Source organism: Xanthocytophaga agilis (genome assembly GCF_030068605.1).
GTDB classification, from domain to species: domain Bacteria; phylum Bacteroidota; class Bacteroidia; order Cytophagales; family 172606-1; genus Xanthocytophaga; species Xanthocytophaga agilis.
The window spans coordinates 141,854-164,411 of the sequence record NZ_JASJOU010000007.1; the positions used below are offsets into that span (position 1 = coordinate 141,854).

Consider the following 22,558-nt stretch of genomic DNA (forward strand, 5'->3'; position numbering starts at 1 on the left):
AAGGTTTCTATAACTCCAGATGAATGTATGATAAATGCTTAAATAACTCTCCTCCTCTCCACAAGTTACTGGCTGTCAACATTCAACTTCAACTCTTATAATAAAAACCTGATTTATAAAGATTTATAAAGCTTAGTGTCTGCCCTCTGATGGATTATCTTCTGATGATCTCTGAGCCTGCATCTCTGCCAATTTCTTCTTACCATAAGCAAGCTTTGTAATGGTGACATACAATACCGGCACGAAAAAGATAGCCAGCAAAGTTGCAGACAACATACCCCCAAACACAGTCCATCCAATAGTACGGCGAGCCATTGCCCCTGCCCCTGATGAGAATGCCAGTGGCAATACCCCCAGAATAAAAGCCAGAGAGGTCATCACAATAGGGCGTAACCGCAATCGTGCTGCTTCTAAAGTAGCTTTAACAACTTCCATGCCTGCATCTACCCTTTCTTTCGCAAACTCCACAATAAGAATGGCATTTTTGGCAGCCAGGCCAATCAGGGTAATCAATCCAATCTGTGCATACACATTGTTGGTAAGTTGCGAAGAGAAAGTAAGAGTCAATATAGCGCCAAATGCACCAATAGGTACTGCCAGCAAGACGGAAAAGGGAACAGACCAGCTTTCATACAAGGCAGTTAAAAACAGGAATACAAACAAGATAGATAAACCAAATATATAAATGGTGCTTGATCCTGCAGCGATTTCTTCCCGGCTTAAAGCAGAAAATTCATATCCATATCCAACAGGCAATACTTCGGCAGCTACTTCTCTTAGTGCTTCAATAGCTTGTCCACTACTAAATCCAGGAGCAGATTCACCATTGATTTCCGCAGACCGGAACAAATTAAAATGGGAAATGAGAGGTGCGCTTTCTACAACTTTATAGGAGGTCAATGTACTTAGTGGCACCATCTCTCCACTCTGGCTACGCACATAATATCTTCCTAACTCTTCGATGGTACCTCTGTAGGATGTATCTGCCTGTGCGACTACCCGGAAGTTACGCCCATATAATGTAAAGTCGTTGACATAGGCACTTCCCATAAACGTTTGCATAGTGCTAAATACATCTGAAACTGCGACTCCCAACTTTTTACATTTTTCCCGATCTACAGTTACCTGATAACCAGGTGTACGGGCAGTGAAAAAAGTAAATGCCCGACTGATTTCCGGACGCTGATTTGCTTTTGCCAGAAACTGCTGCAGCACTCGTTCAAACTCTTTGATATCCTGTGTAGCTTGTCGTTGCTCTAATACAAAAGTAAAACCAGCGGTCTGCCCTAACCCAGGGATAGGAGGTGGTGGAATTACAACAATGTTTGCCTCCTGAATAGCAGCAAATTTCTTCCGTAACGTACCAATTAAAGCACCTGCCTGTAATGAGTCGGCTTTTCGATCGGCCCAAGGCTTCAGCTGGCAGAACACAGTACCACTACTGGATTTAGATGAGAAGTTTACTACGTTCAATCCACCCAGACCAGCAAAGTGAGCAATGCCTTCTGTCTCTTTCAAGATTCCCATCATCTGTTTCAATATAGCCACCGTGCGGGAAGAAGAGGAAGCATCAGGTAATTCAAACGTAATAATAATCCTTCCTTCGTCTTCTACAGGAATAAAACCTGTTGGCTTATTTACAAATAAAACTCCTGTACCCACAAACAGACATAGTAACAAGATAAGTGCATAGCGTCCATACTGAATGGTTTTCTGTACACCTTGCCCATATCGATTGGTAGTACGTCCAAACCATTGGTTAAACTTATAGAAGAACTTATTTAACCCACGAGAGTTTTGATCTAACTTCATGGGTTTTAGGAATAATGAACAAAGGGCAGGTGTTAGTGATAATGCGACAAATGCAGAAATCAATACAGAGACAGCAATAGTTATCGCAAACTGCTGATACAATCGGCCCACGATACCAGGTATAAATCCAACAGGGACAAATACAGCGGCCAGAATCAATGCAATGGCAATAACAGGTGCTGAAATATCTTTCATGGCCTTTACTGTAGCCTCTTTAGGTGAAAGTCCCTCCTCATCAATATAATGCTGCACAGCCTCTACCACCACAATAGCATCATCCACCACAATACCAATTGCCAGTACCAGACCGAATAGCGTTAGTGTATTGATTGTGAATCCCAATGGAATAAACATGGCAAACGTAGCTACAATAGATACTGGAATAGCCAATATAGGAATCAAGGTTGCTCGCCAGCTTTGCAGGAACAGAAATACCACAATTACCACCAGAATCAATGCTTCTACCAGTGTATGTACTACTTCGTCAATTGAAACTTCTACCACAGACACTGCTTCAAAAGGCACTACGTAATCTACATCTGCAGGAAAAGATTTCTTTAATTCTTCCATAGCTGCGTATACACCCTTGGCGGTCTCCAATGAGTTACTTCCAGGAGCCTGATATACCAGCAGGTAAGAAGCAGGACGACCATCTACAAATGAGTTACTGGCATAGTTAAACTTTCCTAGTTGTACACGTGCAATGTCTTTCAGATAAACCAAAGCTCCTCTCTGAGGATCACTCTTCACAATAATCTTCTCAAACTCTTCAGACCGAGCCAGACGTCCATTCACATAAATTGTATATTCAAAAGTTTGTGTATTTTTCTGAGGTGGCACACCCACTGATCCGGCTGCTACCTGTACGTTTTGCTCTCTCAACGCATTAAGTACATCTGTAGCTGTCATATTTACCTGAGCCAGCTTGTCTGGCTGTAACCAGATACGCATACTGAAATCATCAGCTCGTGTAAAGATATCCCCCACCCCTTTTACCCGTAACAAGGCATCTTTTATATAAATATTAGTATAATTATCTGTAAAGGGCACATTATGGCTCCCTTTGGGAGAATACAATGCAACTAGCATCAAAATACTTGGATTCCGTTTCCGAACAGTCAAACCTAACCGACGTACTTCATCTGGTAATTGAGGCGTCGCTACACTTACCCGGTTCTGTATATCCAAAGTGGCAATGTCTATATTCGTACCAACTTCAAAGGTAACGTTCATCGTCATCCGTCCGTCACTGGTACTGTTGGTAGACAGATAAGCCATACCTGGCGAACCATTCACCTGAGATTCTATAGGTGTAGCCACAGTTTGTTCAACAGTTTGAGCATCGGCCCCTGTAAATGTACCCGTCACCTGTACTACAGGTGGAGTAATTTCCGGATACTGGCTCACTGGCAAATTGATCAAAGCCAGTATCCCAACCAATAAAAGAACAATAGAAGCAACTATAGCTGTTTGGGGGCGTCTTATAAATACATCAGCAATCATATAAATCGTGACTTAGGCGTTAATGTTTGTCCATAAAATCTTCTTTCTACTTTATCAGCAGAACAAAAGAGGCTAAAAAATGAAAGGATACCCTTTGAAAGAAGTATCCTAAATATATATCTTATCGGGAGGCTGTTTTAGCAGGCTGCGTCTGGACAGGGGCCTCATTTTTAAGTTTCTGAATTCCTTCCACAGCTATCTGTTCTCCTGCATTCAATCCGGTGGTAATAATTGTCTGATCCTGTAATACTGCCCCCAAAGAGACTTTACGTTGCTCAGCCTTATTATCCTTAATCACATAGACAAAATATTCACCCATCTGCTCTATAACCGATTTAGAAGGAACCAGCAGTTGGCGTTTACCTGATTTGTTGAGCACCTGTACAGTTGAACTCATTCCCGTTCTCAACAGGTGTTTAGTATTCGGAAACTGTAAACGGATTCGAATAGTCCCTGTTTGTGGATTAACAGCTCTGTCTATAACTGACAACTGTCCTGGCGTATCATATTTTATACCTCCAGGCAATACCAGCCGGAATGTAGAATCACTGGCAGTCTTTTGTTTAGGCAAGTTGTAGAAACGCACCATTGTTTTTTCATCTACTTCAAAGTCAACGGCCATCGGGTCATCAGAGGATATTGTATTCAACAATGTTTGTCCCTGATTCACTAATGCTCCCATCTTTACCTGAGAAATTCCAATGGTACCTGTAAATGGAGCAAGGATAACAGAATAGGAAAGATTAGTACGGGCAGTGGTCAGATTAGCTTGTGCAGACGTTACCTGTAATTGTGCATTTCGTAAATCAGTTTCAGCATTTTCAGCAATCTGACGTGCTACAGCATCCTGTTTTAATAATCGGTTATAGCGATCTGCATCACGCTGAGCTTTTTCCACATTGGCTTCTGCAATTCGTAAGTTGGCTAATGCCTGATCATAAGCTGCCTGATAACGGATACGATCAATTTCATAGAGCTTTTGTCCTTTCTTAACTACTTCTCCTTCTTTAAAAAAGATACCTGTCACATACCCATTTACCTGTGCTAGTAAAGTTACCTCATTAAGTGCGACAATTGTGCCTGGAAAATTATCATAGTAGATTGGATCTCCTTCCTGTACAACCTGAACAGTTACAGGTATGGCAGCATCTGGTTTAGCTCCCTCTGTGGCTGCTTTTTTCCCACATGAGAAAAGTCCTACTAAAAATATATTAAAAAAAAGAATGGATAAACGTTTCATGAATAGTAGATAGATTTTGAATCATGTAACAGATAGTATTTATTCGTTGTATGGGACACTACCCATAGCACGTAAAAGATCGTATTTGCTGGAAATGACCCGCAACAACGCATTTCTGGCGTCTAACTGTGCACTACGCAAGTCTGTTTCTGCCACAATAACCTCCAGATATTGTTTTATTCCTTCCTTATACTGAAGATTAACAGTATTGTAAACATCCCGGGCGATCTCTTCATTTTCTTCAAGCACCTTCCAATCACTTACTGCACTTTTATAATTGGCTAGGGCTAATCTATACTCTGAATTGATTTGATTTTTCAAACCTTTCTGCTGCCAGTCAAAACTGCGGATCTGCAATTCAGCCTTTTGTACATTACGAAGCCGTTTAAAACCCTGAAATAAGGGAACAGAAAGTCGAAGCCCATAATAAGTGTATGGATAGGACCTATTGTATAAATCAGATATATTATCATTAAGATATAGAAAATCATGCGTAAATATGGCTGACAGAGTAGGTAAGAAGGCCCAGCGGTAATATGATAGATTGGTCTCCTGTAGCTTAAGAGCAGTTTGTAGTTGTTGATATTCAATCCGGTTCACAGGTTCCAATGTTTGAAGTGTATCAACAATGGCCGCTTGCCGTAAACTAGCTGTATCAAATGCTACCACCAAATCATTTTCAGCAGGGTATCCGATGGTTTGTTTTAATACAGCTGTCTTATAAATAATACTTTCCTGGGCAGCTTTCTTTTGTGAACGAGCACTGTTTAAAGCAATAGTAGCTCTTTTATAGTCTATCTTATCTGTGATACCGCTTTCGTATTGATTATAGGTATCTCTCAAATTTCTTTCCAGCCGTACAATATCCTCATCCAGGATAGAAAGTTGATCCATTGTGATGAACAGATCAAAGAATGCCTTACTCACATTAACTACTACATCTATTTTGGATGCGGTAACATTCTGAGAAGCCTGCTGTCGAAGTACTGGTGCAGTTCGTGAAGCTAATCTCAGATTATTGTTAAATATTGTTTGTGTAGCAGAAAAGATAAGATTGGAATTATTTTTCAGACCAAATTGTACTGCCCGCCTTTGGCCAGTAGCTGCATCGGGAATAATATTCGTTTGCAGCTTAATATAATGGGTAATGTCATAATTGAAGTTTATTTGTGGATACCAATCTGCCAGATTAATCTGTACATCTTTCTGGGTGATTTGTTCTGCTATTTTTTGTTGCTGAAGAGTTGGTTCATTCTGCAATGCATACTTAATACATTCATCTAACGTCATATTTTGGTTATTCGATTGCGAATAACCCAGATCAGGTAGTAAACAAAAAGAGCATAATAGAATCCAACCAGATACTAAAAATCTTTTCATAAATCGATGATAAGTGGAGAGAATATGAATAAAGCTATATCTGTATGATTTACGCAAACAATCTTTCTTACAAAAAAGTGCAATTAGTGTTGGACTTATAGTAACCTTTTCTGCTCCGAGGATAAAAAGAATAATAATTCATCAAAAATAAATACTAGTTTAATAAAAGTTGATAGTTTTATTAAACTCATTTTCAGCAAATTAATCATCTTATAGAAGACCACAATACATTTTCACTTATTTGTAAATTTTTATATCTATAATAAAAAAACCTGTCCGTTAGAGACAGGTTCTTTTATTATCTTCCTACTACATATTTAATAATACATCTGATAAGTGACTCTCTCACCGGAAGGGTCTAATCCTTCAATAATCAAACGACCTCTTACATTTCCCATCATGTCAACCACATCTTTCGGTGCGTTTACGGGCTGACGGTTAATGGAAGTGATGATAAATCCTTCATCAAACTGACTCAACACGCCACGTCCTGTAATTTTCACAATCCGTACCCCATTTTGTAATCGAAACTTATCCTTCTCAACTTTAGACAAAGCTTCCAACTCTGCACCCAGCGATTCTGCTTTATAGGTTTCATGTTTCAATAAACCTGTAGTACCTTCCCGATTTGTTAGCGTCAGTTGTCCTTCTTTGGTATCATTACCTCTACGATACGTCACCGTTATTTTATCTCCCGGACGATAGAAACTCAACTGTTCATCAAACTCAGCCTTACTATTTATAGTCTGTCCATTTACTTTCAGAATCACATCACCCTTACGTAATCCCAGCTTTTCTGCTGCAGAACCAGTTTCAAGATATGTCACGACGGCACCAGAGTAATCATTCAGAGCATACTTTTCAGCTGTTTGGCTATTGATGTCTGAGACTTCTGCTCCCAGGAAGCCAGTCTGCACTTCTCCGTATTTCACAAGGTCATTAAATATCTTGTTTACAATATCTACAGGAACAGCAAAACCATAACCTGTGTAGCTACCTGTACGTGATAAAATTGCACTATTAATACCAATTAATTCTCCTTTGATATTCACTAATGCCCCCCCACTATTACCAGGATTAATGGCCGCATCTGTCTGAATAAAAGACTCAATAGGAAACTGACTACCCAAAATACCAATATTACGACCTTTTGCACTTACAATACCAGCTGTTACCGTAGAAGTAAGGTTAAACGGATTACCAACAGCCAGTACCCATTCTCCTACCTGTACATCCCGGCTATGGGCTAACTTAATAGCAGGTAATCCTTTTCCTTCGATTTTTAACACAGCAATATCTGTAGACGGGTCAGTACCAATCATCTTGGCTTTGTAAGATCGTTTATTATGTACTACCTCAATAGAGTTCGCATTTTCAATTACGTGGTTATTGGTTACTACATATCCATCTGCTGTAAAAATTACTCCAGACCCGGAACCAGAAACTTTTTGTTCGCGACCTCCGCCACCAAAAAACCAGTCAAACATATCATACTGATTGGCAATGGTTGAAGTGGTTTTAATAAATACTACACTGGATGTACTGGCAGCAGATGCTGCCACAAAGTCAGCATTTATCGGTGAATTAGTATAGGCCTGACTGACAGTTCGCATTACAGAAGTAGTATTTTCTGGTAGAACCGGAGTAGGAGAAGTTCCCAAGTGCTGAAACAAAAAGGCTCCAAATACTCCCGAGCCTAAGCTTAACAAAACTGTTTTTAATGTTTTCATTAGGGTTCAGACAAAACAAACATACTGTAAACTAACTCTTTTCTGACATAGAATCAAAAATTATGCAATAGAAAGAAAGACGGAAAAACTATAAGCTAGATTTTGGTTGGATTATCCCCTATTCCGAATCATCTCGCATATCCTCTCTTTCCTGATTTTTTCAATTAAACATAGGTTACCTACTAATCTCAAAGGTATTAAAATTTGAAAATGTATATCTTTTGCTACAACGCTAACTACCTATGAAAACGTCATTAATAGCTTTTGTATTACTTACAATCTTTAGCAGTTGCGGAGAACTCGAATCGTCACAAACGCAAACACTCTTTGACCAGCCACAACCAGCAGATGTCAAAAACACAACGGAGTTTGGCAAAAAAATTCAAGGTACTTATATGAATCAGAAGATTCATATTTCTCAGGATTCTTCAGGCTTTTATTCGGATACTACTTTTTTGCAAGTATATTCCAATTCAATCCTTTCAGTATCCCGATTCTTTCTAAAACAGCATCGCAGGGATTTGGATCTTCCTGATTCGGTAAAAAATTTAAATAACACAGCTTTACTTTCCTATATTACCAAAGAAGAAGGTTTGACCAAAGCATATTTTGTTGCAGATACTCTATTTTGTTTTACACAAATCTCTGACACAATTCTTAAACTTTCTGCACCTACTGTACTTCGCTACTACAAAGGTTCCTACTTTATCAATACTCCAGTTGAACCATCTGGTTGGGAAGTAATGCGACTGACACCTAAAAAGGATTATCTTCTTGTGAGCTACTTATATGCAGAAGATTCCATCACCACAGATATTGAACAAATCACACCCGTGAAAGTGACAACATACGAACAGGATAGCTCCAGCTATACTTTCACATCTATCAATCCAAGTCGAAAGGAATTTAAGAAACTAATCAAAGAAGATTTATTTACAACAGAAAAAGTCTACAGGAAAATCCGATAATCTTTTCAATCTTCTGTAATAGCCACTATACTCCTATCATAAAACCGGACCAGTTCATAGTTTTTTTCATTTACCCAAAAACTACGAACCCTTGTCAAATGCTGTTTTTCATCCTGCTTTAGATTCCAACACAATTTTCGCAAACATTCCGGACAAAAATAAGTAGGACGCCCATCCATCTCAAACTTGTTATTACTCCCATTCATACAACATTCATATTTGACACAATGTCTAATAGAAAACATATGTCCAATTTCATGATGCAGTCCGGATTGTACGCTGAAACACCTGATCAAATTCTTTAGGATTATCAGCACATCCAAAGCGATTAATAGACCATACACCCACACGTTTTTTCAAAGATGCTAAACCAAAGACATAGTTCCAATCTGGTCGGGGATACAAATCATAGGTTGTAAATGCGATTAAAACAGCGGCATCACCAGGTAGCACAGGAGCTAACACGTCATTGAGAATCAGACTGGCACTTAGTTGTATACCTGTATCTTCCCGTTCTCTTGAGTCTTTCAGAAAGTTGGCATTCTCAGGCACAGACACATACTTTACTTGAAGTCCATAAAATAACCAGAGATATTGGGCTGTTTTTGAAACGATTTGTAATTCTGTGGGAGAAAATGTCCCAATACGCATAATATAGATCTTGTCCCGCCCACCATCCAGACGAGTGGGCTTTTTGTTCACATAGGTTTCAAAAGACTGATAGGTTTCTTTGTGTTCTGCCAGCCATTCTCCTGGCATAGGCTGTTCTTTTAACTTATGTAAAGGAGTTAATTTCTGTTGTATAACGACTCGACTGTCTTTCTTTTCTTTACACGAAATCATTAACAAACATAAAATTCCTCCCACTAAGAGAGTTCTTACATACTTATGATTTAACATACAATGCAGACTGATGGCTTACAGATAAAATTGTATCTAAATGTAGAAATATAAAACAGTAATTGAAAAAGGTGTATTTTTACCGCATGGGAATTCGTTCATTTTTAGCAAAGCCATTTGCCTCATCCGTTGTAAAAGCACAAAATCGGTGGGCAGCGGCACCAGTAGAATCACAGAATGCAGTTTTTCAGTCACTGCTTGCAGGAGGAAAAGATACACTTTTTGGAAAAGAACATGGGTTTTCTTCCATTCGTACGTATGAAGATTTTAAACGTCAGGTCCCTGTACGGGATTATGAAGATATTAAATCTTATATTCAGCAAGTAAAAGAAGGTAAGTCAGATATTCTCTGGAGGGGTAAACCTCTGTATTTTGCCAAAACATCAGGTACAACTTCTGGGGTGAAGTATATTCCCATATCAAAGGAATCTATTCCCAATCATATTAACTCTGCCAGAAATGCATTATTGACCTATGTGCATGAAACTGGTAAAGCAGACTTTCTGGATCGCAAACTGATATTTTTGTCAGGTAGTCCAATTCTGGATATGTCAGGTGCTATCCCAACAGGTAGGCTTTCAGGTATAGTTAACCATCATGTTCCAGGCTATCTGCGTACCAATCAACTCCCTAGTTATAAAACCAATTGTATTGAGGATTGGGAAATAAAACTCGATACAATTATTGGAGAAACGTTATCAGAAGATATGTCATTGATATCTGGTATTCCACCTTGGGTACAGATGTATTTTGATCGTATCATAGCCAAAACAGGCAAACCTATCAAAGATATCTTTCCTAACTTCTCTTTGTTTGTATATGGTGGTGTAAATTTTGAGCCCTATCGGGCTAAGATTTTTGAATCTATTGGAAAGAAAATAGATTCCATAGAAATGTTCCCTGCCTCAGAAGGCTTTTTTGCTTACCAGGATAAACAAGTACATGAGGGGCTATTATTGTTATTGAATAGTGGAATCTTCTATGAATTTATACCAGCAGAAGAGTTTTTCAATACAAATCCCACTCGTCTAAGCATTGCAGATGTTGAACTAGGTAAAAACTATGTATTGATTGTAAACAATAATGCAGGTTTATGGGGATACAATGTAGGTGATACGATCAAGTTTGTCTCCAAAAATCCATACCGTATTATCGTATCTGGCCGTATCAAACATTTTATCTCAGCATTTGGAGAACATGTGATAGGAGAAGAAGTAGAAAAAGCAATGCAATATGCAATGCAAAAACATCCGGAAGTAGAGCTGATTGAATTTACAGTAGCCCCAATGGTAACACCTGATGGAGATCAATTACCTTATCATGAATGGTTTGTAGAATTTGCTAAACCACCACAGGATATGAATGCGTTTGCCAGAGATATAGATCAGAAATTAGTTCAACTAAACGTATATTACAAAGATCTGATTTCAGGTAGTATATTACAAACCCTAAAAATTACTGCCTTACAACCAGATGCATTCCGTAATTACATGAAATCCCAGGGTAAACTGGGTGGACAGAATAAAGTTCCCCGATTATCCAATGATCGGAAACTGGCTGATGAACTGGTAAAATTCAGAATCAATTAAGCATTAGGAAATACAGGAGTAAAAGAAATCATATATATTACTGAGCAATTACATCCCTAAAAGCTCGGTTCCCTATTATGGATATTCAAAAAAAACGGGTTGCTATCTTGGGTTCAACAGGATCTATTGGCACACAGGCATTGGAGGTAATTCAGGCCAATCCAGAATCATTTGAAGTAGAAGTATTAACAGCACAGAATAATGCAGATTTACTGATTCAACAAGCGATACAGTTTCAGCCTAATGTAGTTGTTATCTGTAATGAAGACTTTTACGAGAAAGTAGCTGCAGCCTTAATTAACCATCCGGTTAAGGTATATGCAGGTGCCAAATCTATGGCGTCTGTAGTTCAGATGGAAAGTGTTGACATTGTATTAACAGCCTTGGTAGGTTATGCAGGATTGATCCCAACCATAAAAGCTATTGAAGCAGGCAAACCTATTGCTCTTGCCAATAAAGAAACTTTGGTTGTAGCAGGTGAACTGGTTACTCAGCTAGCACGTGAAAAAGGAGTGAGTATTTATCCAGTTGATTCTGAACACTCAGCCATTTTTCAATGTCTGGCTGGTGAATGGCACAATCCCATTGAGAAGATTATTTTAACAGCGTCAGGAGGACCGTTTCGAGGCAAAGACAGAGACTTCCTACGTACAGTAACCAAAGCTCAGGCACTCAAACATCCTAACTGGGATATGGGAGCTAAAATAACCATTGATTCAGCAACTCTTATGAACAAGGGACTTGAGGTTATTGAAGCTAAATGGTTATTTGGTATAGCTGCATCTCAGATAGATGTGGTAGTTCATCCGCAATCCATTATTCACTCATTGGTACAGTTTCAGGATGGTAGCCTCAAGGCACAAATGGGCTTACCGGATATGAAACTTCCTATTCAATACGCATTAGGTTATCCTAAACGACTTTCTGCGGATTTTCCACGGTTTAACTTTGCCAGCTATCCGACTCTTTCCTTCGAAGAGCCTGACAAAAAGACATTTATAAATCTTCAACTAGCTTTTGACGCATTAGATAAAGGTGGTAATATGCCTTGTATCGTGAATGCAGCTAATGAAGTGGCCGTGGCAGCATTTTTGAGAGAGGAAATAGGATTTCTGGAAATATCTGACTGGATTATTCGTTGTATGGCTAAAGTACCGTATATTGGCAATCCGACATTGGACGACTATATCCATACAGATAAAGAAGCCAGACGGATAGCATCTGAACCTCTTACAGTGTAAAGTTTTACAATCTTTCTGATTATCATTCGTCTTCAATATAGAAAGATATAGAATAGAAGAACTGATATGAATCTTACAGATGCGCATTCTCAAATAAAAAACGAGTATTTATTTCTAATTCAATATAGTAATTTCACATATCAAATTTAGCACTGAAATTTAAATGGATGTAGTAGTAATGATTGCCCAGCTATTGTTGGGTTTATCCATTCTGGTAGGCGTACATGAGTTGGGGCATTTCTTGACTGCCAAATGGTTTAAAATGCGTGTGGAGCAATTTGCCTTAGGCTTACCTCCTCAAATGTTTGGTTTGAAATTCTTACCTGCTAAAATATTTAGTGTTCGTCATGGTGAAACAGAATACCTGTTATCACCCCTGCCTTTAGGTGGTTATGTTAAGATTGCAGGTATGATGGATGAGTCGATGGATACAGAGCAGATGGCAAGTGAACCCCAACCTTGGGAGTTTCGTAGCAAGCCAGCATGGCAGCGCTTGATTGTTATGATGGGTGGAATTATTGTCAATGTCATCACCGGCATTGTAATCTTTGGCTTCCTGTTATTAATTTATGGAGAGCAATATATTCCAACAAAAGCATTGAAATATGGCATTGTGGCAGGTCCTGTTGCTCAGAACATGGGACTACGTACAGGTGATAAAATAGTAAAGTTAAATGGACAGACATTTGAAGACTTCTCTGATATTTCCAAATCGCTTTTAAACTCAGGAAGTTACTATACTGTTGAACGTAAGGGACAATTAATTGACCTTCAGGTTCCAGATAAACTGTTAAATGATCTATCCAATAAGAAGAGTCCTCAGAATTTCATCTTCCCTCGGATGACTTTCACTGTGGATACAGTTCCTCCCGTTGAGCAACCAGGTTTTCTTGCTCGTCTGATTCTTCAGATGAAAGGCAAAGATCCTGTAGCAAAAGAAAGCCCTGCTCAGAAAATCGGATTGCAGTCAGGAGATAAGATCGAAAAAGTAAATGGTACTCCTATCCGTTTCTTTGATGAACTTCAGGAAACGCTGAAGGCTAATAAAGGTAAAACCGTTACATTTACCATTAACCATAAAGGTACAATAAGAGAGTCTACTACTCAACTGGATACAACTGGCGTATTAGGGTTTATCCCAAAACAAGATATTGAAACTGCTACTATAGATTATAGCTTTGGGGAAGCTTTTGCCAAAGCCCCAGCCAGAGCATTCGAAGTAATCGGAAATCAACTGAAAGCGTTTGGAAAGATCTTTAGAGGCGAGTTATCTCCTACCAACTCTTTAGGTAGCTTTATCTCTATTGGTAAATTATATGGAGGTATCTGGGACTGGGAAAAATTCTGGAGTCTGACAGCAACTCTTTCGATGGTACTTGCATTTATGAACTTCCTTCCAATCCCGGTACTTGATGGAGGACATGTGGTATTCTTGTTATATGAAATGATAGCAGGACGCGCTCCATCTCAGAAATTCATGGAGGTAGCTCTTCGCTTTGGCATGGTACTCCTCTTTGGCTTAATGGCTTTTGCAATTGGCTTGGATTTCTATCGATTAGTACGATAAAGAATACTTTTATAAAATAAAGAAGCCTTCAAGTGATTGAAGGCTTTTTTATTTTATAGATCGTAAGAATGACAGTGTCTTCAATATATACCTTGTTTTAATCAAATAAATCTTCAGTACGCTCTAACATTAGAATAGAAGATTGAGGTACAATTACATATTTATCATCCTGATATACAACTTCAATAGCGTTGCGCTGCAGATAAATAGCTACATCTCCTTCCTGAGCCTGTAAAGGAAGATATTTGATTTTCTCATCTGTTTGTTTCCATGGCTCATCTTCTGCAACAGCCGGAATTGGATAACCAGGACCTACTTTTACAACATAGCCACTCTGTACATCTTCTTTTTCCTGAACAGTCGGAGGTAAATATAATCCACTTGTGGTTCTGTCTGTTGGGCTTTTGGGCTTAATTAATACCCGATCTCCAACAATTATAAGTTTTTTCAATTGATTACTGGCAGTTACTTCCATCATAGACAATAGCAAGAGATTAATAAAAACAGTTTGCTTGGTTATTCAATGCAATCACAAAAATCAGACAACGCTGATAGCTGTGTCATAATGGCAGAAAAACAATCGGGCTTATCTGCATGCAGATAAGCCCGATTAAAGAGATACTATCTTATAACTTATAGATTATATTACTCGTGGTAGTTCAATACACGATGACCTTCAGAAGCTAATAGCTGATCGCGTTTGAACAATGCAATATCAGCATCCATCATATCTTTTACCAATGCAGGTAAATCATATTTCAGTTTCCAGCCTAATTTTTCTTTTGCTTTTGTAGGATCTCCCAATAACAGATCTACTTCTGTAGGACGGAAATATTTAGCATCAATGGCAACTATTTCTTTGCCAATTGGCAGTTGATATTCAGGATTAGAGCAAGACGCTACATAGGCTTTCTCATCAATACCTTCTCCTTTGAAATCCAGTTCAATACCCACTTCTGCAAATGCCATACGTACGAAATCGCGAATGCGGGTAGTAACACCAGTTGCGATAACAAAATCTTCAGGCTTTTCTTGTTGTAATATCAACCACATTGCCTCAACGTAGTCTTTGGCATGTCCCCAGTCACGTTGTGCATCCAGGTTTCCTAAATATAATTTATCCTGAAATCCTAAAGCAATACGAGCAGCTGCACGTGTAATCTTACGTGTTACGAATGTTTCACCACGTAATGGTGATTCGTGGTTAAATAAAATACCATTACAAGCATACATATCATATGCTTCACGATAGTTTACTGTAATCCAGTAACCATACAACTTTGCTACAGCATAAGGAGAACGAGGATAGAAAGGTGTAGCCTCAGATTGCGCATGTCCTTGTACACCACCATATAGTTCGGAGGTAGATGCCTGATAAATCTTAGTCTTTTTAGTCAGACCCAACAACCGCACCGCTTCCAGGATACGTAATGTACCAATTCCATCTACTTGAGCTGTGTATTCAGGTTCGTCAAAACTTACACGTACGTGAGACATAGCTCCCAAGTTATAGATCTCATCTGGCTGAATTTCCTGGATGATACGGATTACGTTGGTTGAATCACTAAGGTCTCCGTAATGCAGTTTAAAACGTACACCTTTCTCATGTGGATCCTGATACAAATGATCAATACGTTCCGTATTAAAAAGAGAACTTCTTCTTTTAATACCATGAACCTCATACCCCTTGCTTAGCAATAACTCGGCTAGGTAAGCGCCGTCTTGTCCTGTAATACCTGTAATAAGAGCTTTTTTCATAGAAATTGATAAATTACTACCGATTGAAGAGTACAAATATGATAATTAAAATATTGACATTCAATTTTATGGACAAAATCTTCCAAAACATTACACCGTTTCCTCCACGATCACATGCTTATTAATCAGCAAAGAATAAGAAAGGTAAATGCTCATTCTGAATTTTGTCAAAATAAATTAAGTACAATCTGAAAAAACATGCACAGTTTAATTTCCTGACACTTCCTCATTTAGTGTGTCTGTGGAATTTTTTGGACAAATCCATCCTGATTGATACACCACAGGATTTTATCTCGTCCCTGAATTGTACCCATAAACTGATGAGTAGTAGCTTCTATATGCAGTTTATTAGTTTGCTTATCGATTATCACCTGACTGGATGTAAACTGTAAATCAGATACATGAGTAGCATATTTTCCATATTTCTCATGATATTGTTTTTGCCGATAGTATATCAGCCACAGATAACGCTTTTGTTGTTCAGCATATGGTAAAACAATCGAACCAGATGATGTTATTGTACGTACGAACTGCAAATAGCCCCATCTTTCCGGATAATGCATATTGATCACTCCTTGTGGCGACCATACCCAATTATGTTCTGGAAGGTTTCGTCCATTAGCATCCTTACGTTTTACATATTTTCCATTCTGAATATCTGTATCCCACTCAACACGTGAAAAATTTATACGCCACAAAGTACCATCTGCAGGTACAGTTAGATTATTGCCAATTGTAAGAGCCCAAAAAGGAATAGCCATTTCTACTGTCCATCCTTTATCTATATCTGAAGGATTATTTAACGTTCCGTTTACTTTCACAGCCGAACGCAACTTGTCTACATGCCATGAAATCATGGCATCCCCTCCATTACGATAAGGTTTTGGCAAAAGTAAATCAAAAATTGTATTTATTGCATTTACCTCTATCTCAAAATATTGATGTGTATTCTGGTCTGGATCAATAAATACCTCAAAATCATTGTCCTGATAGATAATTTCGTCGTGTTGCTTTAAGGTTGCCCATACATGTGGCTCGTCTAGTTCTGCGGCAATGAATAAAGCAGAATCCGACCATATCAATTTTACGCGGGTTGCCCAAGTAGGTTTGGGCTGTTTGTCACCTTCGATATCTGTAAACTGTTCTGTCCATGGTACTGATTGCCATACAGGATCATTGATATCTCCATCAATCACAGGTTTACCAGCGGTATAAATAGCCTGATACTGTTTGGGCTTAGTAAAAAGATGTTCCAGTCCAGCAAATGTAGTTTGCCCATACAAGTAGCTCACTTTAAGTCCACTAACGAGAAATACGGCTAAAAGTTTCTTAATCATATATTTATGTTGCTCGATTTATGTATATAGGAACGAAAAAAAGAAAGAGTGAAATCTTTTCAGAGATCACTCTTTCTTTCTATTGTACCAACTTGAATTATTTTATTTTAACGGTTACAGACAGTTTATCATCCTGTGAGTGGCTACCTAATACAATTTTATAATTACCACTATAAACTTTCCATTGTCCTTTTTGCAAATCCCACTTACGCAATTCATTTACAGGTATCTTGAATGTCACATTTTGTTCTCCGTTTTTTTTCACTGTAACCCGCTGAAAACCTTTCAGTTCTTTCAATGGCATCCGCTCAATACCTGGATATTGGATATATGCCTGTACCACTTCATCTGCATCTATTGTCCCAGTATTCTTTACAGTAACTGTAAATTCCAGTACATCCTTTGCAGAGTAAACAGCTTTAGGCACTTTACCCCAACTATAAGCAAAAGAAGTATAACTCAATCCAAAGCCAAATGGGTATTGTACCTCTCCATTAAAATACCGATATGTTTTCCCTTTCATTATATAGCTGTCATAGGCAGTAAGGTCAGAAAGTGATTTGTAGAAAGTAACTGGTAAATGGCCGGAGGGAGAAATCTTTCCGAATAGTATATCAGCCAATGCGTTTCCTCCCTGTTCACCAGGATACCACGCCAGAACAATAGCATCTGCATATGGCTCAATAGCTGCAATATCTATTGCACTACCTGCTGTAATTACAGCAACTATTGGTTTATTGTGACGTTTGCGGAGCGCTTTCAGAAAAGCAATATGACTGGCAGGCAAACTCATATTTACTCGATCTCCACCACTAGCCGCAAGGAAAGCGTCTCCTTCTTCACCTTCTAATACAGGTGTTAATCCAAGTACGGCAATAGATAAATCACTATTTTCCGCTGCCCAAAGTCCACCAAAACGTGTTGTATCCGTATAGTCACATCCCTGATCATATTGTACACCTACTCCAGGACCAGCAGCATCTGTAATTCCTTCTACAAAAGTCACTGTATTTTTAGATACCCCATGATAATTGGCAACCAATGCATCCAATGATGCAGCATTAGGTCCCAGAATCATAATACTATTATACTGTGATTGTTTTAATGGAAGAATACCTTTACTATTCTTCAAAAGTACCATACTCTGTTGTGCCATCTTTCTTGCCAGAGCTACATGCTCTGGAGAACGAACGCTTTCAGCGCCTAGCTTGCTATAAGGAACCAGAGAGGGATCATCAAAGAAACCCAATTTAAATTGTGTACGTAAAGCAGGTGCCAGAGCTGAATCAATATCGGCAGCAGTAAGCAATCCCTCTTTAATTGCCTGTAATGCATCCTTTTGCAGGATATTAGAACAATCCAGATTGATACCTGCTTTGATTGCAGCAGCAGCTACTTCTACAGGGCCTTTCATAACCTTATGTCTCGACCAAATATCATCTAAAGCACCACAATCTGTTACCTTATGTCCCTGAAAATGCCATTCCTTTGTAAGGATGTCGTTTAGTAAGGTATTACTTGTACAGCAAGGTTCATTATTCACTCTGTTGTAACCACACATAATAGATTCAACCTTTGCATCAACCAGTTTATTAAACGCATACAAATACGTTTCACGTAAGTCTTTTTCATCTACCACAGCATTAAATGAATGTCTGCCAGCTTCCGGACCGCTATGCACTGCAAAGTGTTTGGCGCAGGCTGAGGTTTTCAGATAATGAGGATCATTCCCCTGCAATCCTTTGATAAAGGCAACTCCCATCTGTGAAGTCAAGAAAGGATCTTCACCATATGTTTCCTGCCCTCTTCCCCAACGCGGATCACGGAATATGTTGATATTAGGAGACCAGAACGTCAGTCCCATATATTGAATACGACGATTCTGTTGCAAAGACAAGTTATACTTGGCTCTTGCTTCTGTTGAAATAGCAGCAGAAATATCTTTTAACAACTGATCATTAAAAGATGCCGCCATACCAATAGCCTGAGGAAATATAGTAGCTTCACCAGCCCGTGCAACTCCATGCAATGCTTCATTCCACCAGTTATAGGCAGGAATATTTAAACGGGTTATTTCCGGACTACGATATCCTAGAAGAGAAATCTTTTCTTCCAGAGTCAGTTGTTTTAACAAATCTTGAGTACGAACAACTAATGTTTGTTTACTATCTCTGAAAAGGGGTGTCTGCTGTGCATAAGACATTGAAGTCATACAACACAGTAGAAGCAACAGCTTGTAAGCCTGATGTTTAATAAAAAGCATTTGTAATATAATTTGAAAGAAAATAGAAGAATACTATGCGATGTGGTATATCCGGAATGCTACTTAGTATTCTCCATAATTAGTGGTTCGTAAACCACTAATTATGGAGAATTTTCTGTAACGAATAATCTTCATTCAGGCAGTGAACGAGCCCAGCTTTCCTTAGCAACACCCCATGTCTTGCTAGGTTTGCTGCCCATCTCAATAACTAATTCACCCCCTTTTATAATATCTTTATGTAAAAGATACGATTGAGGATAAGGCGTGCCATTCAGAGTCATACGCTGAATGTACAGATTCTGTGGACTATTGTTTTTGATCTGTATATGAAATGTTTTATTCTCTCCAACAGTTAAACGGACATCATCAAATACTGGGCTCCCCATCACGTAGGCTCCATTTGCAGGGTTGGCAGAGTAAAATCCCAGGGAAGACAATACATACCAGGCAGACATCTGGCCCACATCTTCATTACCTGATAATCCATCAGGCTTTTCAGTGTATAAGTTATCCAGGATATACCGAACTTTCTCAGCGGTCTTCCAGGGTTGGCCTACATAAGCATACATATAGGTAATATGATGACTAGGCTCATTGCCATGTGCATATAAACCAATCAATCCGGTAATATCATTAGAAGCTTCATTTCCCATATCACCTTTGATCACAAATAACGAGTCCAGCTTATCAGTGAATTTTTTTTCGCCACCCATTAACTGAACCAGTCCTTCTACATCGTGTGGCACCAACCATGTATATTGCCAGGAATTACCTTCTGCAAAATCATCTTTCATGTGTCGGGTAATAAAAGGACTAAAAGGAGTACGCCATTCAGTCTCCGAGATACGACCTCTTACAAAGCGGATTGCAGGATCAAAATAGTTTTTGTAGTTAGCACCTCGTTTGCTAAAATACTGATAATCTTCTTCCTTACCCAACATTTTAGCAACCTGTGCAATACTCCAGTCATCAATAGAATACTCCATTCCTTTGGACACACTTTCCAACTCAGCGTTGGCTGGTATATACCCTTGTTTTTTTACATAATTTAGTCCACGTTCATCTAACATAGCAGAAGCTTTCATCGCTTCAAAGGCCAGATTTACATCAAATCCATTAAATCCTTTCAGACAGGCATCCGCAATTACAGGAATGGCACTATTACCAGGCATGGTATTGGTTTCATTTCCCATCAAATGCCATACAGGTAATTTTCCCTGTTGTTGATAAATAGCCAACATGCTATTCACCATATCATTTACCCGCTGATGTTGTACAAGAGTGAATAGAGGATTGGCTCCGCGATATGTATCCCAGAGAGAAAAGGTTGTCAGATTGGTAAATGGTGCATTCCTATAAATCTGTTTATCTGTGCCTCTGTAGTCCCCATTGTGGTCATTAAAGGTAGAAGGAGCTATCATAGTGTGATACAATGCTGTGTAAAATATCTTCAGTCGTTTGGTATCGTTTGACTGGACAGCAACTTTATTTAATTCTTTATTCCAAGCAGCTTTTGCATTATTTACTACTTTTGTAAAATTCCAGTGTGGCAATTCGGTTTGAATATTAGCCAGTGCATTGTCTGCACTTACAGGAGAAATACCGACCTTCACATGTACTACTTCATTTTCAGTAGTAGCAAAGCTAACCACACCTTTGATTCGATTGCCATCAGCCATAGTCCCTTTAACAGGTATCTGATCGTTATATAAATCAAATTTCTTAATTGGCTTAGAAAATACTATAGTGAAAAACAAACGTTGATCGGGTGCCCAGCCTTTGGAATTTCGAAAACCAATCAAAGTAGAGTCATTCAACTTTTCTAGTCGTGTAACAGTAGCCAGATCCCAACCAATACCTTCTTTCAAGTCAATTACCAAGTGTGCATCTGAAGATTTTGGAAAAGTGTATTGATGAAAACCAACTCGTTCTGTAGCAGTTAGTTCAGCCTTGATACCATATCTTTTCAGTAGGACAGAATAATATCCCGGTTTAGCAACTTCATCACTGTGAGAAAACAAAGAAGAATATCCACTATTTAAATCTTTGGGTGTACCTTTGGTAACTTTTACATTTCCGGTGGTAGGCATAATTAGTATATCTCCCAGATCACCAATTCCAGTACCACTCAGGTGAGTATGAGCAAAACCAATAATAACTGAATCTGAATAGTGATATCCGGAACACCAATCCCAACCTTCAGAAATCTGCGTAGGGCCTAATTGTACAGCCCCGAAAGGCACATTGGCGCCCAGAAATACATGCCCATGGAAACCAGTACCAATGTAAGGGTCAACATATACGGTGAGATCGTTTTGTTCTGCAGAAGAAGCAGAAGAGTTCTTGACGTGAGCACTTTTGCATGCTACAATCATCCCCAGGCAAATACACCATAGGGTAACTTTAAGAGAAGAGCAGGTCATACACGAAAGTCAAACAATGAGAATTTATGAAGCGATAAAAATAATAAAATATTTTACGAAGAGATTCCGCAATAAAAAATATTTTACTTTTAGATAAAACTCCCAATAATAATTGGTGACATGCTGAATATAAAAAATAGAAGCCCTGTCATATAACAAGGCTTCTATTTTTTGTACTATCCTATTAGTATTTATCGTACTTATAAGAACAATTTCTACTTTCTGTGTATTTTATCTGATCTCAATGCGCTCCGGTACAATCAGTGCTGTTGGAAATTCAGCTTTCAAGGCTACATATACACGTTGCGCTTCCAGCCGATCAATAAAATCACCTACTTTTACCCTAAAGTTGGGTTGCACATAGACAATGTGAGGGGTAATATCCGGAAATAATGTATAGGATCGATCTCTGGCCCGGTTTGCCTCTTCGCTACTATTGCCTGAATAGATCTGCACCCGGTAACCCTGTGCAAACCGAATATTCTTGTTTGTATTGGCAATAGTATCCAGAATCACATCCAGTTTTTGTGTGATGTCTCCAACAGGCTTACCCTTTGTCATAGGCTTACTTGGTTCGGAAACAGGAGTAGTCTCAGTACTCTTTGTTTCGTTACTTACTGTATAAACAGGCCGATAGGCTGATACATCGTCCTTAAACGATCCTACATTACTAGTTGTTTTACTGGCTGCTTTTCCTGACACACAACTTTCAAGAATACCCAAAAAAATACAAAGTATACCCAGTAAAATCACACGATATGTTATCATAACAAATTGCTTAAAGGCCTATTCTATATTATCAGAACTATCAATGAAGACTACAAAGAAAACACTATCTTTTCAAACG

16 protein-coding genes are annotated in these 22,558 nt (G+C 38.7%); 4 read left to right on the plus strand and 12 right to left on the minus strand.

The genetic code is table 11. The features are described from left to right. Positions 1–132 precede the first annotated feature (132 nt). From QNI22_RS20355 to QNI22_RS20370, 4 genes are all read right to left on the minus strand, one after another. The gene (locus tag QNI22_RS20355; RefSeq protein WP_314513498.1) at positions 133–3,315 is read right to left on the minus strand and encodes an efflux RND transporter permease subunit; all 3,183 of its coding nucleotides are present in this window, start codon (positions 3,313–3,315) and stop codon (positions 133–135) included. 121 nt (positions 3,316–3,436) lie between these two features. Beyond that, positions 3,437–4,555, minus strand: a complete 1,119-nt coding sequence (locus QNI22_RS20360; protein ID WP_314513501.1) for an efflux RND transporter periplasmic adaptor subunit — start codon at positions 4,553–4,555, stop codon at positions 3,437–3,439. A gap of 39 nt (positions 4,556–4,594) precedes the next feature. Then, the gene (locus QNI22_RS20365) at positions 4,595–5,935 is read right to left on the minus strand and encodes a TolC family protein (RefSeq protein WP_314513503.1); all 1,341 of its coding nucleotides are present in this window, start codon (positions 5,933–5,935) and stop codon (positions 4,595–4,597) included. 317 nt (positions 5,936–6,252) lie between these two features. Then, complete coding sequence (locus QNI22_RS20370) at positions 6,253–7,665, minus strand: trypsin-like peptidase domain-containing protein (protein WP_314513504.1); 1,413 nt, start codon at positions 7,663–7,665, stop codon at positions 6,253–6,255. Positions 7,666–7,907: 242 nt separating this feature from the next. On the opposite strand from QNI22_RS20370, the gene QNI22_RS20375 reads away from it, so the two are divergent. After that, the gene (locus tag QNI22_RS20375) at positions 7,908–8,633 is read left to right on the plus strand and encodes a hypothetical protein (protein ID WP_314513505.1); all 726 of its coding nucleotides are present in this window, start codon (positions 7,908–7,910) and stop codon (positions 8,631–8,633) included. A 5-nt stretch (positions 8,634–8,638) separates the two neighbouring features. On the opposite strand, the gene QNI22_RS20380 is transcribed toward QNI22_RS20375, so the two are convergent. Both QNI22_RS20380 and QNI22_RS20385 read right to left on the minus strand, forming a co-directional pair. Beyond that, positions 8,639–8,878 (minus strand): zinc metalloprotease, encoded by a 240-nt coding sequence (locus QNI22_RS20380; protein ID WP_314513507.1) that lies wholly within the window; start codon positions 8,876–8,878, stop codon positions 8,639–8,641. A 10-nt stretch (positions 8,879–8,888) separates the two neighbouring features. Then, a complete protein-coding gene (locus QNI22_RS20385; protein WP_314513508.1) occupies positions 8,889–9,476 on the minus strand; it encodes a zinc metalloprotease in 588 nt (195 codons plus the stop codon). Between the two features lie 143 nt (positions 9,477–9,619). Between QNI22_RS20385 and QNI22_RS20390 the strand changes: the two genes are divergently transcribed. The 3 genes from QNI22_RS20390 (at position 9,620) to rseP (ending at position 13,930) form a co-directional block, all read left to right on the plus strand. Continuing rightward, positions 9,620–11,122 (plus strand): GH3 auxin-responsive promoter family protein, encoded by a 1,503-nt coding sequence (locus QNI22_RS20390; protein WP_314513510.1) that lies wholly within the window; start codon positions 9,620–9,622, stop codon positions 11,120–11,122. A gap of 77 nt (positions 11,123–11,199) precedes the next feature. Further along, positions 11,200–12,363 carry a 1-deoxy-D-xylulose-5-phosphate reductoisomerase gene (locus QNI22_RS20395; protein ID WP_314513512.1) on the plus strand — a complete coding sequence of 388 codons (1,164 nt, stop codon included), beginning with the start codon at positions 11,200–11,202 and terminating at the stop codon, positions 12,361–12,363. Between the two features lie 163 nt (positions 12,364–12,526). Further along, entirely contained in the window at positions 12,527–13,930 is a 1,404-nt protein-coding gene (gene rseP, locus QNI22_RS20400; protein WP_314513514.1) for an RIP metalloprotease RseP, read from the plus strand. Between the two features lie 97 nt (positions 13,931–14,027). On the opposite strand, the gene QNI22_RS20405 is transcribed toward rseP, so the two are convergent. The 6 genes from QNI22_RS20405 to QNI22_RS20430 all read right to left on the minus strand — a co-directional run bounded on the left by QNI22_RS20405 (position 14,028) and on the right by QNI22_RS20430 (position 22,479). Beyond that, positions 14,028–14,408 carry a co-chaperone GroES gene (locus tag QNI22_RS20405; protein WP_314513518.1) on the minus strand — a complete coding sequence of 127 codons (381 nt, stop codon included), beginning with the start codon at positions 14,406–14,408 and terminating at the stop codon, positions 14,028–14,030. Positions 14,409–14,575: 167 nt separating this feature from the next. After that, positions 14,576–15,688: a GDP-mannose 4,6-dehydratase gene (gene gmd / locus QNI22_RS20410; protein ID WP_314513520.1), complete on the minus strand. Its 1,113-nt coding sequence runs from the start codon at positions 15,686–15,688 to the stop codon at positions 14,576–14,578. A 230-nt stretch (positions 15,689–15,918) separates the two neighbouring features. Next, positions 15,919–17,025, minus strand: coding sequence for a carbohydrate-binding family 9-like protein (locus QNI22_RS20415; RefSeq protein WP_314513524.1), 1,107 nt, complete (start codon positions 17,023–17,025; stop codon positions 15,919–15,921). Between the two features lie 97 nt (positions 17,026–17,122). After that, positions 17,123–19,237: a glycoside hydrolase family 3 N-terminal domain-containing protein gene (locus QNI22_RS20420; protein WP_314513526.1), complete on the minus strand. Its 2,115-nt coding sequence runs from the start codon at positions 19,235–19,237 to the stop codon at positions 17,123–17,125. Positions 19,238–19,419: 182 nt separating this feature from the next. Continuing rightward, entirely contained in the window at positions 19,420–21,711 is a 2,292-nt protein-coding gene (locus QNI22_RS20425; RefSeq protein ID WP_314513527.1) for a GH92 family glycosyl hydrolase, read from the minus strand. A 231-nt stretch (positions 21,712–21,942) separates the two neighbouring features. Continuing rightward, positions 21,943–22,479 (minus strand): SPOR domain-containing protein, encoded by a 537-nt coding sequence (locus tag QNI22_RS20430; RefSeq protein ID WP_314513530.1) that lies wholly within the window; start codon positions 22,477–22,479, stop codon positions 21,943–21,945. Positions 22,480–22,558: the final 79 nt, after the last annotated feature.